Raw genomic sequence first — 15,200 nt, 5'->3', positions numbered from 1 at the left:
CGCCGTGGCGATCGGTGCGATCGCCGGCTGGCGCCTGCAACTCGCCGCCGCCCGCAACCGAGGGGATCGGACATGACCGCGCTGGTGCTCGAAACCTTCGTGCTGCTGTTGGTCGCCGCGCTCCTCGGCGTCGGCCTCGGCCATCTCCTCGCCGAGCGTTGGGCCGGTCCGATCCTGGCCTTCGGCCGGGTCGGCTCGCTGCGGCCGTGGCTCGCCGACGGCACGCCGAAACCGGCGGCGCCGAGCCTGCCCGCGGCGCCGACGCTGCTCGACGAGTCGGAGCGGGCGCGCCTCGGCGAGGCTCTGGCTCGGTCGACCGCCGAGCGCGGCGCCGCCGCGCCGGTCGCCCCGCCCGAGGCCGCCGTCGCCGCTCCGCCCGTACCGATCGCCGAACCCGCGCCGTCGGCTGCCGCCGCGGCGATCGAACCGGTGTCGCCTTTCGCCGACGTCGCCGATGTCGCCCTACCGGTCGTCCACGTGCCGCCGCCGGCCGCCGAAATCCCGCCGCCGCCGGTCGCCGCGGCCGATCTCGCCCGTGCGGCGGAAGCCGACGCGGTCGGGACGCGGCCGTCCGGCCTCGTCGCGCCGCTCGCCGGCAGCGCCGACGATCTCAAGCGGATCAAGGGCATCGGTCCGCAGAACGAGGCGCGCCTCCATGCCCTCGGCGTCTGGCACTTCCACCAGATCGCCGCCTGGACGCCGGAGAACATCCGCTGGGCCGGATCGTTCCTCGCCTTCGTCGGGCGCATCGAGCGCGAAGACTGGGTCGGCCAGGCCCGTCGCTTCGCCGCCGACTCGTCCCCCGGCACCGGAAATTCGGGCGGCTGACGGACCTGCGCGACGGCCGTCGTCCGCTTCGTCAGGCGCCGACCCGATCGAGAAAGGCGACCAGGGCCGCGACCGAGCGGTCGCCCGGCACGTCGTCGTCGAACAGCGGCGGGTGGCCTTCGTCGGGCACCTCCAACACCTCGAGGCGCGGATGGCGCGCGGCCATCGCCGCCACGGTTTCCGCCGAGAGCAGGCGGGACAGAGTGCCGCGCACCACCAGGGTCGGGATACCGGCGAGGCTCGCGAAGGGTTCCCACAGATCGGCCGGCGGATTTTCGGCGGTGATCGCCGCGAATCCGTCGGCGAGTCGCGGGTCGTAGTCGAGCACCGGTCGCCCGTCGACGTCACGGCACAGGCGGTGGGCCAGCCGTTCGAACCCGGCCCGGTCGAGGTTGGGATAGTCGGGCCGATTGACGTGGACCCGGGCGTCGACGAGGTCGGACCAGCCGATGTGCTCGGGCAGCGGCCGGCCGAGGTATTGTTTGATCAGCAGCAGCCCGTCGAGCTCGATCACCGGGCCGATGTCGTTGAGCACCGCCGTGGTCACCCGCCCCGGCGCAACCAGCCCCGCGATCATCGTGACGAGACCGCCGCGCGAGGTGCCGAAGGCGGTGAATCGGTCGATCCCGAGCAGATCGAGTCCGAGCAGCGTATCGTCGAGTTCCTGAAGAATGGTGTAGCGGGCGGGATCGGCGTCCCATTGCGAGGCGCCGCGGCCGCGGAAGTCGACGGTGACCACCTGCCGCGCCGGCGAGCCCTCGGCCCCCGCGGTCAGGCGCCGCGCCGCCGGCTCGAAATCGGCGCCGTTGCGGGTCAGGCCGGGCAGGCACACCACCGGCGGCCGATCGGTCGGCCGCGCCGGCGGATAGTCGCGTCCGGCGAGCGCCAACCCGTCGCGGGAAAAGTACCGGAACGGGCGGTGGGTCGTGCCGAGCGCATCGCCCCGCACCGGCCCGAAGGCGACGCCCGCGGGCGCCGACGGCTCGGTCGATTGCATCGCTTCTCCCCCTGGCCGGGCGACGGCCGGTCGCCGATCGCCGCCGAGCCTCGCCGATGACGAAGGGGAAGACAAGACCTCCGAGGGTCGCGGGGAGGGGCTGGGTGCGCGTCCTTTGCTCCCGTCGATCCCGCGGGAGCGATCACCGCCTTCGAGACACACGCCGGCGTCGACGAGCGGGGTCGGCGGCATCACCACGATGTTGGAGAGGGCATTGCTGCAGGGCTGGATCGACGAGGGTCTTCGCGGCGGCAGAGCCGGCTCACGGGGCCGGAGGGGGCGGACGATCGTGAGCCCACTTTCGACCGAGGATCTCGAACAGACCTATACGCGCCGGGAATTTCGGTCGGAAATGCCATTTTCGAGCGGGGGTCTCGCGGGGCCCTGCGATGGCGGCTGCCGGTGATCGCGTGCCTGCATGGGCTGCGTTCGAGCGACGTCAGCCAATCGAAGGGCCACCAATTTTGATTGGCACACGGCATGCTCCAAAGTGGTGACGCCTTCCGCGCCGCCCCTGGGGAGCAGATCCTCGGCTCGTACGCCACCGGCAGACGGACTCGACGGCCGCCGGCCGGGCGGGTGCTCGATTGTGGCCGGCGACCATCCCGTCCCGCCGCTGGCCCGACAAGTCCGTCAGCGCGAGGCGAACAGGCGGGTGCCGGGCGGGATCGGCCGGAAGCGATGGCGGCGCGCGAGCCGCTCGCGCCACCAGCCGCGATAATCGGGGATCGCCTGGATCTCGATCGCCTCGTGATCGACCCCTGCACCGACCTCGAGATGCACGGCGAGGCCGTCGAGGTCCGGCACCGGCAGCCGCCCGGCGCGTCGGTCGGCCCACATCGTCGCGTAGAGATCTTCGAGGCTGCGGACCAGGAGCGGCGTGTCGAACAGCACGCAGGTGTCCCGTCCGGCGACCAGACGCTCGGCGAGGGCGGCGAGGGCCGCGCGGTCGCGGCCGTAGGCGATCGCCGTGGCGACATAGTCGTCGATCGAGGTCGCCACCAACTCCGGCAGGCCGGCCGAGCGGATCAGGCTGCCGCAGACCCGCGAGGCGAAGGATCGACCGCTGACCGTCAGCACCGGGACACCCATCCACAGCGCGTCCGAGGCAGTGGTGTGGGCGCCGTAGGGCGTGGTGTCGAGGAACAGGTCGGCCAGCCGATAGCGGGCGAGGTGGAAGGCGTTCGCCATCTTGGCGGCGAAGACGATCCGCTCCGGGGCGATGCCGAAGCCCGCCGCATGGCGCCGCAGTCGTTCGTTGGTGGCATCGGTCCCGGTCAACAGCCACAACACCGACCCCGGCACCGCGGCGAGGATCTTCATCCAACGCTCGAAGGTGAAGCGGGTGATCTTGTGGGTGCCGTTGAAACAGCAATAGACGAAGGCGTCCTCCGGCAGCCCAACCGAAGTCCGGGTCGGCGGATTGCCGTCGACCACCCGCTTGCGGTCGTTGGGCTGGTAGCACGGCAGCCGCAGCACCTTCTCCGAATAATAGACCTCGTGATCTTCCGGAACGATCCAATCGTCGGCGACGATATAGTGGTGATAGGGACTGCCGGTGGTTCCCGGATAGCCGAGCCAATTGACGATGATCGGTGCCGGCCGCAACGCCAGCAGCTTGGTGCGACCTTCGCGCGTATAGCCGTTGACGTCGACCAGGATCTGGATGCCGTCGGCGACGATGCGGGCGGCGGCGGTGGCGTCGTCCATCTGCGAGATGTCGAGCCAATGGTCGACCGAGGCGAGATAGCGCCGATTGAGCCCGTCGTGGGCCGCCGGCACCGGCCCGCAGTAATAGGCGAAGATCTCGACCTTCGTGCGGTCGTGCAGCTCCGGCACCTCGGCCATCAGGTAGCCGACCGCGTGCTCGCGCAGATCCGACGACAGGTAGCCGATCCGAAGCCGCTCCTCGCCGCGCTCCGCCACCGGCCAGGCCTCATGAGCGACTTCGGGCGTGCCGACGTCCTCGGCGTTGTAGTGCCAGGCCATCGCCAGATGCAGCAAGGGGTCGTCGGTGAAGGCGGCGGCGGACAAGGGTGAGATCCCGGCCATCAGCATGGCGCGCGGGATCCGCTCCTGCGGCGCGATCACCGGCCAGGTACAGGTCCGCTGCCGGAGCGCCGTGAAGTGCTGCGCCACCTCGCGCTGGTGGCAGTCGATCTCCAGGCTGCGGCGGAGCATGTCTTCCGCGGTCTCGTCCTGGCCCGCGGCTTCCAGCGCCCGGGCGATCTGGTTCAGGGCGGTCGTCTTGTAACCGACCCCCGCACCGTCGATCTGCGCGAGCTTTCCGGTGACGACCGTCCATTGGCCGATCGCCTGTCCGACCGCGCCGAGCCGTTCGAGCGTTCGCCCGAGGTTGATGTGGAGCGGCAGAAAGTCGGGATTGAGGGCGATCGCCTGTTCGAGGCATTGCCGCGCCGCGTCGATCTGCCCGGAATCCGAGAGTATCACCGAGAAGTTGAACAGCACCGCGTAGAGCAGCGGATCATCGCGGTTGGTCGCCACCCAGCCCGCATAGAGCTGCTCGGCCGCCGCCGACTCGCCGGCGCTCCTCAGCTTCTCGGCCGCCCGGATCAGGTCGACGACCCCGAGGCTGCGCCCGATCGGCAGGGCGGGAAGAGCTTCGACGACACCGCCCGACATGGACTTTGCACCCTCATCGGAAAGCATGTGATTCGTTTCCAGTCGTCTTCAGAATGTTTCCGAATCGTATTCGTTCGGCTTACCCGGGCGAACGACGCGTCCGAAACGGGGTTTTCGATCTCGGCGTCGGATCTCGCCGACCCATAAGACGTCGATCATCGGCAGATCGACTTCAAGAGTTGGCCGAATCGAGCGCCGCCAACTGTGTCGTCGACAGAACAGCTATCTGAGTCGCCGTCAGAGCGTCAATTTGGGTGCCGCTGAAGGCCATCAGTTCGGTCGCCGTCAGCTCCGACAGGAACGTGGTCCCGAGCGACGCCATGGTCGTGGTGGTGAGGCCCGAGAACTGCACCGCGGTGAACGCCTGGGCCTTGGTCGCGCTCAGCGCGTCGAACTGACCGGCGCTCATCCCGGCGATCTGCGTCGAGGTCAGGCTGGCGAACTGGGTCGCGGTCATCGCGTCGAACTCGGTGTGGCCGAGATTGCCGATCTGGGTGGCGGTCAGCGCGCCGATCTGGGTGGTGGAGAGGGCGGCGACCTGGGTCGCGGCCAGCGCGCGCAGTTGCATCCGCACCAGCCCGGCGAGCTGGGTGGCGGACAACGCCGAGATGTCGGTGGCCGACAGTTCGGCGACCGCGGTCGGCGTCAGGGCCCCGATCTGCGACGAGCTCAGGCCGGCGATCTGGGTCAGGGTCATTTCGTCGATCTGGTGGGTGGTCAGCCCGGCCAACCCGTCCGAGGACAGCGCCGAGATCATCGTCGAGGTCAGCGACGAGAACTGCGTGTCGGTGATCGCCGCGATCTGGGTGCCGGTCAGGCCGCGCAACTCGGTCGCCGACAGCAGCGCCAACTGGGTGGTCTCCAGCGCCGCGATCTGGGCCGTCGAGAGGCCCCGGATACCGGTCTCCGACAGCGCCGTGAACTGGGTGCTGGTCAGCGCCTTGAATTCGGTGGTGGTCAGGCCCGACACCGCGGTCGCGGTCAGGCCGCCGATCTCGGTGGTGGTGAGCGCCGCGAGCTGGGTGGTGGTCAGGCCGGCGATCTGGTCGGCGCCGAGACCGGCGATCCCGGTCGCCGACATCGCGGCGATCTGGGTCGCCGCCAACGCGTCGATCTGGCTGGTCGTCAAGCCGGCGATCTGGGTCGAGGTCAGACCGGAGATCTCCCGGGTCGACAACTGCCCGAGCCGGGTCGCGCCGAGCGCGGCGATCTGCGTGGTGGTCAGGGCCGACGCCTGGGTGGCGGTGAGGCCGGCGAACTGGGTCGAGGTCAACCGCTCGATCTCGGTGGTGGCGAGCCCCGCGATGGTCGTGGTCGACAGCGCATCGACCTGCGCGGTCGACAATGCGGTGAGCTGTGTCGTCGTCAGCGCCGCGACCTGGGCCGCGCGGAGGCCGGAGAGACCGGAGGTCGACAGCGCGGAGATCTGTGTCGTGGACAGAGCGGCGAGCTGGGTCGCCGACAGGACCGCGACCTCGGTCGCCGCCAGGGCGGCGAACTGGGTGGTGGTCAGGTCGGCGAGCCGCGTGGCGGCGAGGTTGGTGATCTGCTCGGTGGTCAGCGCCGCGATCTGCGTCGATTTCAGCGCCGCGAGCTGCGACGTGGTCAGCGCGTCGACGGCGGTCGACGTCAGGGCCTGCACCGTGGCAGTGGCCAAGGCCGCGATCTGAGTGGTGGCGAAGGCCTGGATCTGGGTCGGGCTCATCGCGGCGATCTGCGTTCCCGTCAGACCGCCGACCGCGGTCGTGGTCAGCGCCGCGACCTGACGGGTGCCGAAGGCGGCGATCTGGGTGGCGGTCAGCGCCGAAGCCTCGCTTTCGGTCAGCCCCTTGATCTGGGTCGTGGTCAGGGCGGCGATCAGGGTCTGCGACAGGCCGGCGACCTGGGTGGTGGTCAGCGCCCCGATCTCGGTCGAAGTCAGGGCGGCGACGGCGGTCGTGGAGAGGCTCTCGAGCTGCGTCGCGGTGAAGCCGGTCACCGCGGTGGTCGACAGGGCGGCGATCTGGGTGGCCGCGAGGCCGGCGATCTCGCTGGTCGAGAGCGAGGCGATCAGGGTCGAGGTCAGTCCGCCGACCGCGGTGGTGGTGAGGGCGGCGAGTTGGGCGGTCGACAGCGCCGTGACGTCGCCGGCGTCGAGCCGGGCGGCCTGGGTCGCGGTCAGCGCCGCCACCTGACGGGTGCCGAGCAGGCCGATCTCGGTGGCGGTGAGGCCATCGACCGCATCGGTCGACAGCGCCGCGACCTGAGTGGTGGTCAGCGCCGACAGTTGCGTCGACGCCAGCCCGGTGACCGCGGTCGCGGTCAGGCCGGCGACCGCCGACGTCGACAACGCCGCGATCTGCGACGTCGACAGGGCCGCCAACTGGGTCGCGGTCAGGGCGCCGACTTCGGTCGAGGTCAGACCCTTGACCTGGGTGGTGGTCAGCGAGGCGATCAAAGTCGCCGATAGGCCGCGGACCTGCGTCGTGGTGAAGGCGCCGACCTCGCTCGCCGTCAGCGCCCCGAGCTGCGGCGTGGACAGCAGTCCCATCTCGGTGGCGGTCAGCCCGCGCACCGCCGTCGCCGACAGCGCCGCGATCTGCGACGTCGTCAGCACCGCGAGTTGGGTCGCGCCGAGGGCGGCGACCTGGGTATCGGCGAGACCCTTGATCGCCGTCGTGGTCAGCGCCGTGGTCTGCGCGGTCGACAGGGCGGCGAGCTGGGTCGACGACAGCGCGGCGATCTGAGCGGCGGTCAGAGCCGCCGCCTGCGTGGTGGTCAGCGCGCCGATCTCACCGTCGGTCAGCGCCGCGATGCCGGTCGTCGACAGGGCGGCGATCTGGGTCGTGGCGAAGGCGCCGATCTGGGTCACCGCCAGCGCCGCCACCTGAGTGTCGGCCAGCGCGCCGATCTGGGTCGACGCCAGCGCCGAGATCTGCGTGGTGGTGAGCGCCGCCAGCCGGGTCGCGGTCAGAGCCTGCAGCCCGGTCGTCGTCAGGCCGGCGATCTGCGTCGCGGAGAGCGCCGCGATCTGCGCGTCGCCGAGTGCCGCGATCTGCACCGCGCCGAGGCCACCGAGTTCGGTCGCGGTCAGGGCGCCGAGTTGGGTCGCGGTCAGCGCCGAGAGTTCCGTCGCGGTCAGGCCGCCGACCGACGCCGCCGACAGCGCCGCGATCTGCGTCGAGGCCAAGGCCGCGAACTGCGTCGTGTCGAAGGCGGCGATCTGGGTCGCCGCGATGCCCTTGACCTGGGTGGTGGTCAGCGCGGCGATCTGGCCGGCGGTCAGCGCCGCGACGCGGGTCTCGCTCAACGCTCCGACCTGGGTCGCGGTCAGCGCGCCGATCAGCGTCGTGCCGAGCGAGGCGATCTGGGTTTCGGTGAGACCGGCGATCGCCGAGGTCGACAGGGCGGCGAACTGGGTCTGCGCCAATTCGCCGAGACGGGTGCTCGACAAGGCGGCGATCTGGGTATCCGCCAGCCCGCCGATCGCCGTGGTGGTCAGAGCCGCGAGCTGCGACGCCGACAGGACCGCGATCTGGTCGGTGGTGAGGCCGGCGATCGCCGACGCGCCCAGGGCGGCGACCTGGGTGGTCGACAGGGCCGCGAGATCGGCCGCGGTCAGGGCCTGCGCCTGTGTCGCGCCCAGACCGCGGATCTCGGTGGTGGTGAGCGCCGCGATCTGGGTCGCCGAGAAGGCCGCCATCCGCGTCTCGTCGAGCGCCCCGACCTGGGTCGCCGAGAACGAGGCGACCCGCGTGGTGGAGAGCGCGGTGAGCGTCGCCGCATCGATCGCCGCCAGCGCCGTCGTGGTCACCGCCTGGATCTGGGTCGTGGTCAGCCGCTCGAGCCCCGTCGCCCCCAGCGCCCGCAGGTCGGCGGCGCCGAGGCCGGAGATCTGGGTGGTGGTCAGCGTGGACATCTGGTCGGCGGTCAGCGCCGCGACCTGGGTCGGGGTGAGAGCCGCGACGTCGCTCGACGACAGGCCCTGCAACTGCGTCGTGGTCAGGGCGGCGATCTGAGTGGCGGCGAGCGCCGTCAGTTGGGTCGAACCGAGCGCGCCGATCGCCGTCGAGGTGATCGCGGCGAGGCGGGTGCCGTCGAGAGCGGCGATCTCGGTCGCGGTCAAGCCGCCGACCGCGCCGGTCGACAGCGCGCCGAGTTGGGTCGTCGACAGGGCGGCGAAGCGCTCGGTCGAGAGATCACCGAGCTGGGTGGCGGTGAGGCCGGCGATCGCGGTCCGCGAGATCGCCGCGATCTGGGTGTCGCCGAGCGCCTGGATCTGCGTGTCGGCGAGCGAGCCGACCTGGGTCGCGGTCAGGGTCGCGACCGCCGTCGTCGTCAATCCGCCGATCTGGGTGGTGGTCAGCCCGGCGAGACCGCGGGTCGAGAACGCGGCGATCTGAGTGGTGGAGAACGCCGCCAGTTGCGTCGCCGACAGCGCCGCGGCCTGGGTGTCGGCGAGGCCCGACATTTCGGTGGTGGTCAGGACCGCGAGGTCGGTGGCGTCGAGCGAGGCGATCTGGGTGGTGGTCAGTCCGGCGATGGTCGTCGCCGAGAAGGAGCCGATCTGGGTCGCCGTCAGCGCCGCGAACTGGGTGGCGGTCAAGTCCCCGACCTGGCTGGTCGCCAGTCCGGCGAGTTCGGTGGTGGTGAGGGCGGCGATCTGGCCGACCGTCAGGGCGGCGATCTGGGTATCGGCGAAGGACACGATCTGGCTCGCGGTCAGCGCGGCGATCTGGGTCGTCGACAGAGCGGCGATCTGCTCGCTCGACAGACCGTCGATCGTCGAGGTGGCGAGGCTGGCGATCTGTCCGGTGGCGAGGGCTCGCAGCTGCGTGCCGGACAAGGCGCCGATCTGGTCGGAGGAGAGACTCTGCAACTGGAGCGTCGTCAACGACGCCACCTGCCGGGTGCCGAGCGCCGCGAGTTGGGTGGTGCCGAGTGCGGCGATCCCGCCGGTCGCCACCGCCCTGAGCTGGTTCGTCGTCAAGGCGGCGATCTGCGTCGTCGTCAGCGCGGCGATCGCCGTCGTGGTCATCGCGCTGACTTCGGAAGTGGTGAGGCCGGCGAGCAGGGTGGTCGACAGCGAAGCGACCGCGGTGGCGGTGAGGCCGGTCGCGGCCGGTCGGGTGAGCGCGCCGATCTGCACCGTATCCAGCGCCGCGATCTGGGTGGTGGCCAGCGCCGAAACCTCGGTCGAGGTGAGGCCGGCGATGCCGGTGGTGGTCAGACCGGCGATCTGGCCGGTGGTCAGGGCCTGGATCTGGGTGGTCGCCAGTGCGCCGATCTGCGACGTGGTCAGCGCCCGCAGCTGCGTGGTGGTCAGCGCGGCGATCTGCTCGGAGGAGAGCCCGGCCAGCGCCGAGGTCGAAAGACCGGCGATCTGGGTGGTGCCCATCGCGGCGAGCGTCGTCGCGCCGAGCCCGCTCACCTCGGTCGCGGTCAGGCCGGCGATGCCGGTGCTCGACAGGGCGGCGATCTGGGTCGCCGACAGGACCGCGATCTGGGCGGCCGACAGCGCCGAGAGATCGCTCGCCGTCAGGCCGCGGATCTGGGTGGTGGTCAGCGCCGCGAGTTGGTCGGTGCCGAGGCCGGCCACCTGGGTCGAGGTGAGACCGCCGATCTCCGTCCGCGTCAGCGCCGACAGCCGCGTCCCGGTCAGCATCGCCATCTGATCGGCACCGAGCACCGCCATCTGACTCTGCCCGAGGCCGGCCAACTGCGTGGTGGTCAGCGCCGCGAACAGCGTCGAGTCGATCGCCGCCATCGCGGTGGTCGAAATCGCCCCGATCTGGGTGGCGGAGAGGGCGGCGATGGCGGTCGTCGACAGCGCGTCGATCGCCGTCGAGGTCAGGCCCGAAATCTGGGTCGAGGTCAGGGCGTGGAGATGATCGGAGTCGAGCGAGGCCACCTGGGTGTCGCTGAGGCCGGCCATGGCGGGCGTGTAGATGGCGGCGATCTGGGTCGCGGCGAGCCCGTCGAGCTGGGTCGCGGTCAGGCCGGCGACCTGCTCGCTGGTCAGATAGGTGATGTCGGTGGTGGTCAGCGATCCGAGCTGCGTGGTGGTCAGGGCGGCGACTTGAGTCGACTCGAGGCCGCCGATCATCGTCGTGGTCAGTTCCGCGATGGCGCTGGTCGACAGCGCGGCGATCTGGGTCGAGGCCAGCCAGGAGGCCTGGGTGGTGGTCAGTCCGCGCACCGCGATCCGCGACAGCGCGCCGATCTGGGTTTCGCCGAGCGCCGCGAGTTGCGACTGCTCCAGTGCCTTGACCTGGGTCGACGCGAAATACGACAGCTGCGTCGTGGTGAGGGCGGCGATCTCGGTGGTGGTCAGCCCGCCGATCGCCGCGATCGACAGGGAGCCGAGCGTCGTCGTGGCGAGCTGCGCCAGACCGGTGGCGCCGAGCGCGGTCACGTCCGCCGCGGTCAGGCCGGCCACCTGGTCGGCGTTGAGGGCGCCGAGCTGCGACGCAGCGAGGGCGGTGATCTGGGTGGTGACCAGGGCCGCGATGTCCGGACTGGTCAGCGCCGCGACCTGGGTGGTCGAGAGCGCGGCGAGTTGTGACGTCGAGAAGCCCGAAACCTGGGTCGAGGACAAGGTCGCGACCTGGGTCGTCGACAGCGCGGCGAGGCGGGTCGCGTCCAACATCGCGATCTGGTCGCCGCCGAGCCCGACGATCTCGGTGGTCGACAGCGCGGCGATCTGTGTGGTGGTCAGCGCGCCGATCTGGGTGGTGGTCAACTCCCCGAGCTGCGTCGAGGAGAGGCCGCGCAGGGTCGTGGTGGTGATCGCCGCCATCTCGTCGGCGGTCAGGGCGGTCAGCTGGGTGGCGGCGAGCGACGCGAACTGGACGGTGGACAGCGCCGCCACCTGGGTGGTCGTCAGCGTCGCGATCTGGGACTCCGAGAGGCCGTCGATCGCACCGGTGGTCAGCGTGGCGATCTGCGTCGTCGTCAGGGCGGCGAGACGGGTCGCCGACAGGTTCGCGAGCTGATCGGCGGTGAGCCCGCGGATCTGGCTGCGATCGAGGGCGGCGAGCTGCGTGTCGTCGAGGGCGGCGATCTGGCCGTTGGTCAAGGCGGCGATCTGGCTGGCACCGAGACCCGCGAACTGGGTCGAGGTGAGCGCCCGCAGAGTGGTCGTCGCGAGCGCGCCGATCACCGTGCGGCCGATCGTACCGACCTGGGTGGCGCTCAGCACCGCCAGACCCGACGGCGTCAGGGCTTCGACCTGGGTCGCTGCGAGGGCACCGACCACCGTCGCCGACAGGGCCCCGACCTGCGTGGTGGTCAGGCCGGCGATCTGGGTCGCGGAGAGGACCGCGACCTGGGAGGCGGTCAGCCCGCCGAGCGCCGTCGTCGACAGCGCGTCGACTTGCGCGACCGACAGGCTCCGGAGCTGGGTATCGACCAGGGAAGCGAGCTGGCCGGCGGACAGGGCCGCGACCTCGGCGGTGGTCAGCGCGGCCGCTGCCGCCGCCGACAGGCCGTCGAGCGCCGAGGTGGTCAGCGCCGCCGCCTGGGTCCCGGTCAGGGCGGCGATCCGGCCGTCGCCGAGCGCCGCGATCTGGGTCGAGGTGAGCCCGGCGATTTCGGTCGTGCCGAGCGCCGCGATCTGCGTATCGGCCAAGGCCAGCAGCGCGGTCGTCGACAGGGCGGCGATGCCGGTCGCCGAGAAGCCCGAGATCTGCTCGCCGCTCAAACCGGCGACCTGGGTCGCCGAAAGCGCCGCGACGCCGGTGGTCGACAGACTGCGCAACTGGGTCGTCGACAGCGCCGCCAGTTGATCGGCCGACAGCGCATGGACGACGGTGGTGGTCAGCTGCCCCATCGCGTTCGCGGTGAGGGCTCCGACCTGATCGGTCGACAGGGTCGCGGCCTGCGTCGCCGAGAGGCCGGACAGCCCGGCCACCGACAGGGCGGCGATCTGGGTGGTGGCGAGCGCCGCGATCTGGTCGGCGCTCAGCGCCGCGACTTCGGTCTGCGAGAGAGAGCGGACCTGGGTGGTGGTCAGCGTCGCGACTTGCGTCGCGGCGATCGCCGCGATCTGCCCGGTCGACAGCGCCGCGACCGCCCCGGCCGACAGACCCCGGATCTGGGTGAGCGACAGCGAGGCGACCTGTGTCGGCGTGAAGGCGGCGATCTCGGTCGTCGACATCGTGCCGAGTTCGGTCGAGGTGAGGGCCGCCAGACGGGTGTCGGTCAAGGCTCCGATCTGGGTGGTGGTCAGGCCGAGCAACTGCGTCGTGGTCAGCGCGGCGAGATCGCTGGTGGTCAGCGCCGCGAACTGATCGGCGGACAGCGCCGCCATCTGCGTCGTGCCGAGCCCGCGCACCTGGGTCGTCGACAGCCGGGCGATCATCTCGGCGGAAAGGCCGCCGAGCGTCGTGACCGACATCGCGCCGAGGGCCGTCGCGGTCAGCGCCGAGACCTGCGTCGCGGCGAACCCGGCGACCTGGGTCGCGCTCAGCCCGGCCATCGCCGTAGTGGTCAGGGCGGTGATCTGGAACGAGCCCAGAGCGGCGATCTGATCCGCCGACAGAGCCGCCGCGACGGTGGTGGTCAAGCCGGCCAGCTGCGTCGCGGTGAGGGCGGCGATGCGCGTGGTCGACAGGGCGGCGACCTGGGCCGCGTCGAGGCCGCCGATCTGCGTCGCCGCGAGCGCGGCGACCTGACCATCGCCGAGCGCGGCGATACGGGTCGCGGACAACGCGTCGATCTGCACCGAGGTCAATCCGCCGATCGCCGACGCCGACAGCGACTGCCACCGGCTTTCGTCGAGGCTCGCCAGTTGCGCCGCGCCGAGGCCCCGCACCTGGGCGGCGGACAACGAACCGAGCTGGGTGGTGGTCAGCGCGGCGATGTCGGTGGTCGACAGCCGCGACAGGTCGTCGGCGCCGAGTGCGGCGATCTGCGCGGTCGACAGCCCGACGATCGCGGTCGCCGTCAGGCCGCCGACCGCGGTGCTGGTCAGCGACCCGATCGCCGTCGTCGACAAGAGGGCGAGATCGGTCGTCTCCATCGCCGCGATCTGCGTCGCCCGCAGGGCGCCGGCGGCGGTCGAGGTCAGACCGGTGATCTGCGTCGTCGTCAGGGCGACGACCTGGGCGGTGGTGAGGGCACCGATCTCGGTCGTGGTCAGTCCGTGCAACTGGGTATTGGTGAGCGCGGCGATCGCCGTGGTCGCCAGCGCGGTGATCTGGCCGACCTCGAGCGCCCCGACGGCGGCGGCGGTGAGGCCCTGGATCTGGGTCGTCGACAGCTGGGTCAGGACCGTCGTCGACAGTTGCCGGACCTGGGTGGTGGTGAGGCCGGACAGCGCCTTGGCGGTCAGCGCGGCGAGTTGCTCGGCCGTCATCCGGTCGAAATGATCCGACGACAGCTGCGACAGCTGGGTGGCGCTCAGCGCCGAGAGGTCGGTCGCATCGAGCACCGCGAGCTCATCGGCGGTCAGGGCCTGCACGTCATCGGCCCCCAGGCCGGCGATCTGGGCGGTGGTGAGGGCGTCGATCGCCGCCGGCGCGAGGGCGGTGATCGCGGTGGTGGTCAGCGAGGCGATCTGGGTGACGGCGAGCGCGGCGACCTGGTCGAGGGAGAGGCCCGCGGCTTGCGTCGCGGTGAGCCCGCCCATCGCCATCGCCGACAGCGACGAGACCTGGGTGGCGGTCAGAACCGCGAGTTGCGCGGTCGACAGGGTCGAGAGGCCGAGCCGGGTCAGGGCGCCGACTTCCGTCGTGGTCAGGGCCGCGACGTCGTCGGTCGAGAGGGCGGCGATCTGCGTCGCGGCGAAGGCGGCGATCGCGCTGGTCGACAGGCTGCCGATTTGGGTCGTGGTCAGTCCGGCGATCTGCGCGGTGGTCAGCGCCACGGCGTCCGACGCCGTGAAGGCCGCGAGCTGTGTTTGGGTCAGCGCACCGATCTGGGTCGCCGACAGGGCGGAGATCTCGGAGGGCGCGAGCCCGGCGATCTGCGTGGTCGTCAGGGCGGCGACCTGGGTCGGGCTCAACGCCGCCACCTGGGTCGTCGACAGGCTGCGCAGGACGGTGGTGGAGAGCGCGGCGATCCGGGTCTCGTCGAGGGCCGCGATCTGGGTCGTCGCGAAGGCGGCGATCTGGGTGGTCTTCAGTTGCGTGAGCTGTGTCGGCTTCAGCGCCGCGATGTCCTCGCTGGTCAGCTGGCCGATCTCGGTGGTGGTCAAGTTGCCGATCTGCGCCGCCGACAAGGCCGACAGCTGGGTCGCCGACAGCGCGGCGAACTGGTCGGTGGTCAGCGCCGCGATGTCGGCGGCCGACAGGCCGGAGAGCTGGGTCGCGGTCAGCACGGCGATCTCGTCGGTGCCGAAGGCCTCGACCTGCAGCGACGACAACGCGGACAGCTGCGACGCCGAGAAGACGATCTGCGAGGGCGTCAAAGCGGCGATCTGCGTCGTCGTCACCGCCGCCATCTGGGTGGTCGTGAAGGCGGAGAGCTCCGTCGTCGAGAGCGACTGGATGCCGGTCTGCGTCAGCACCGCGATCTGCGCGAGCGTGTAGCTGGAGACTGAGGAGAGCGACAGCGACATCGGTGATCCGCGAGCGGTGGTGCGGTCGAGCGACGGCCCGACCCTCCCCGAGGCGGTGCAACGGAAATACCAGGGAAACATATGAAAAATATCGCGGTTTTGGCTGCTGTTCGGCAGGTCTGGCGCGCCGCGGGCATCAATCCGGCCCCTTTCGCTCGACGCAACTTGCCGGGTGCCCGGAAGTTGTTGCCG

4 protein-coding genes are annotated in these 15,200 nt (G+C 71.2%); 1 reads left to right on the top strand and 3 read right to left on the bottom strand.

The genetic code is table 11. The annotated features are described in order from the left end of the window. Positions 1 to 72: 72 nt before the first annotated feature. Positions 73 to 828, top strand: coding sequence for a hypothetical protein (locus EYW49_RS23245; RefSeq protein WP_206365397.1), 756 nt, complete (start codon positions 73 to 75; stop codon positions 826 to 828). 31 nt (positions 829 to 859) lie between these two features. Here the strand turns inward: EYW49_RS23245 and EYW49_RS05735 are convergent, their stop codons facing one another. From EYW49_RS05735 to EYW49_RS05725, 3 genes are all read right to left on the bottom strand, one after another. Beyond that, a complete protein-coding gene (locus tag EYW49_RS05735) occupies positions 860 to 1,825 on the bottom strand; it encodes an alpha/beta fold hydrolase (protein WP_165498139.1) in 966 nt (321 codons plus the stop codon). 633 nt (positions 1,826 to 2,458) lie between these two features. Continuing rightward, positions 2,459 to 4,468, bottom strand: a complete 2,010-nt coding sequence (locus EYW49_RS05730) for an O-linked N-acetylglucosamine transferase, SPINDLY family protein (RefSeq protein ID WP_131307114.1) — start codon at positions 4,466 to 4,468, stop codon at positions 2,459 to 2,461. Positions 4,469 to 4,640: 172 nt separating this feature from the next. After that, complete coding sequence (locus EYW49_RS05725; RefSeq protein ID WP_131307112.1) at positions 4,641 to 15,008, bottom strand: hypothetical protein; 10,368 nt, start codon at positions 15,006 to 15,008, stop codon at positions 4,641 to 4,643. Positions 15,009 to 15,200 lie beyond the last annotated feature (192 nt).

The organism is Siculibacillus lacustris (assembly GCF_004328075.1).
Classification (GTDB): domain Bacteria; phylum Pseudomonadota; class Alphaproteobacteria; order Rhizobiales; family Ancalomicrobiaceae; genus Siculibacillus; species Siculibacillus lacustris.
The sequence above is the reverse complement of the archived record's forward strand: the minus strand, read 5'-3'. Positions and strand labels throughout refer to the sequence as shown.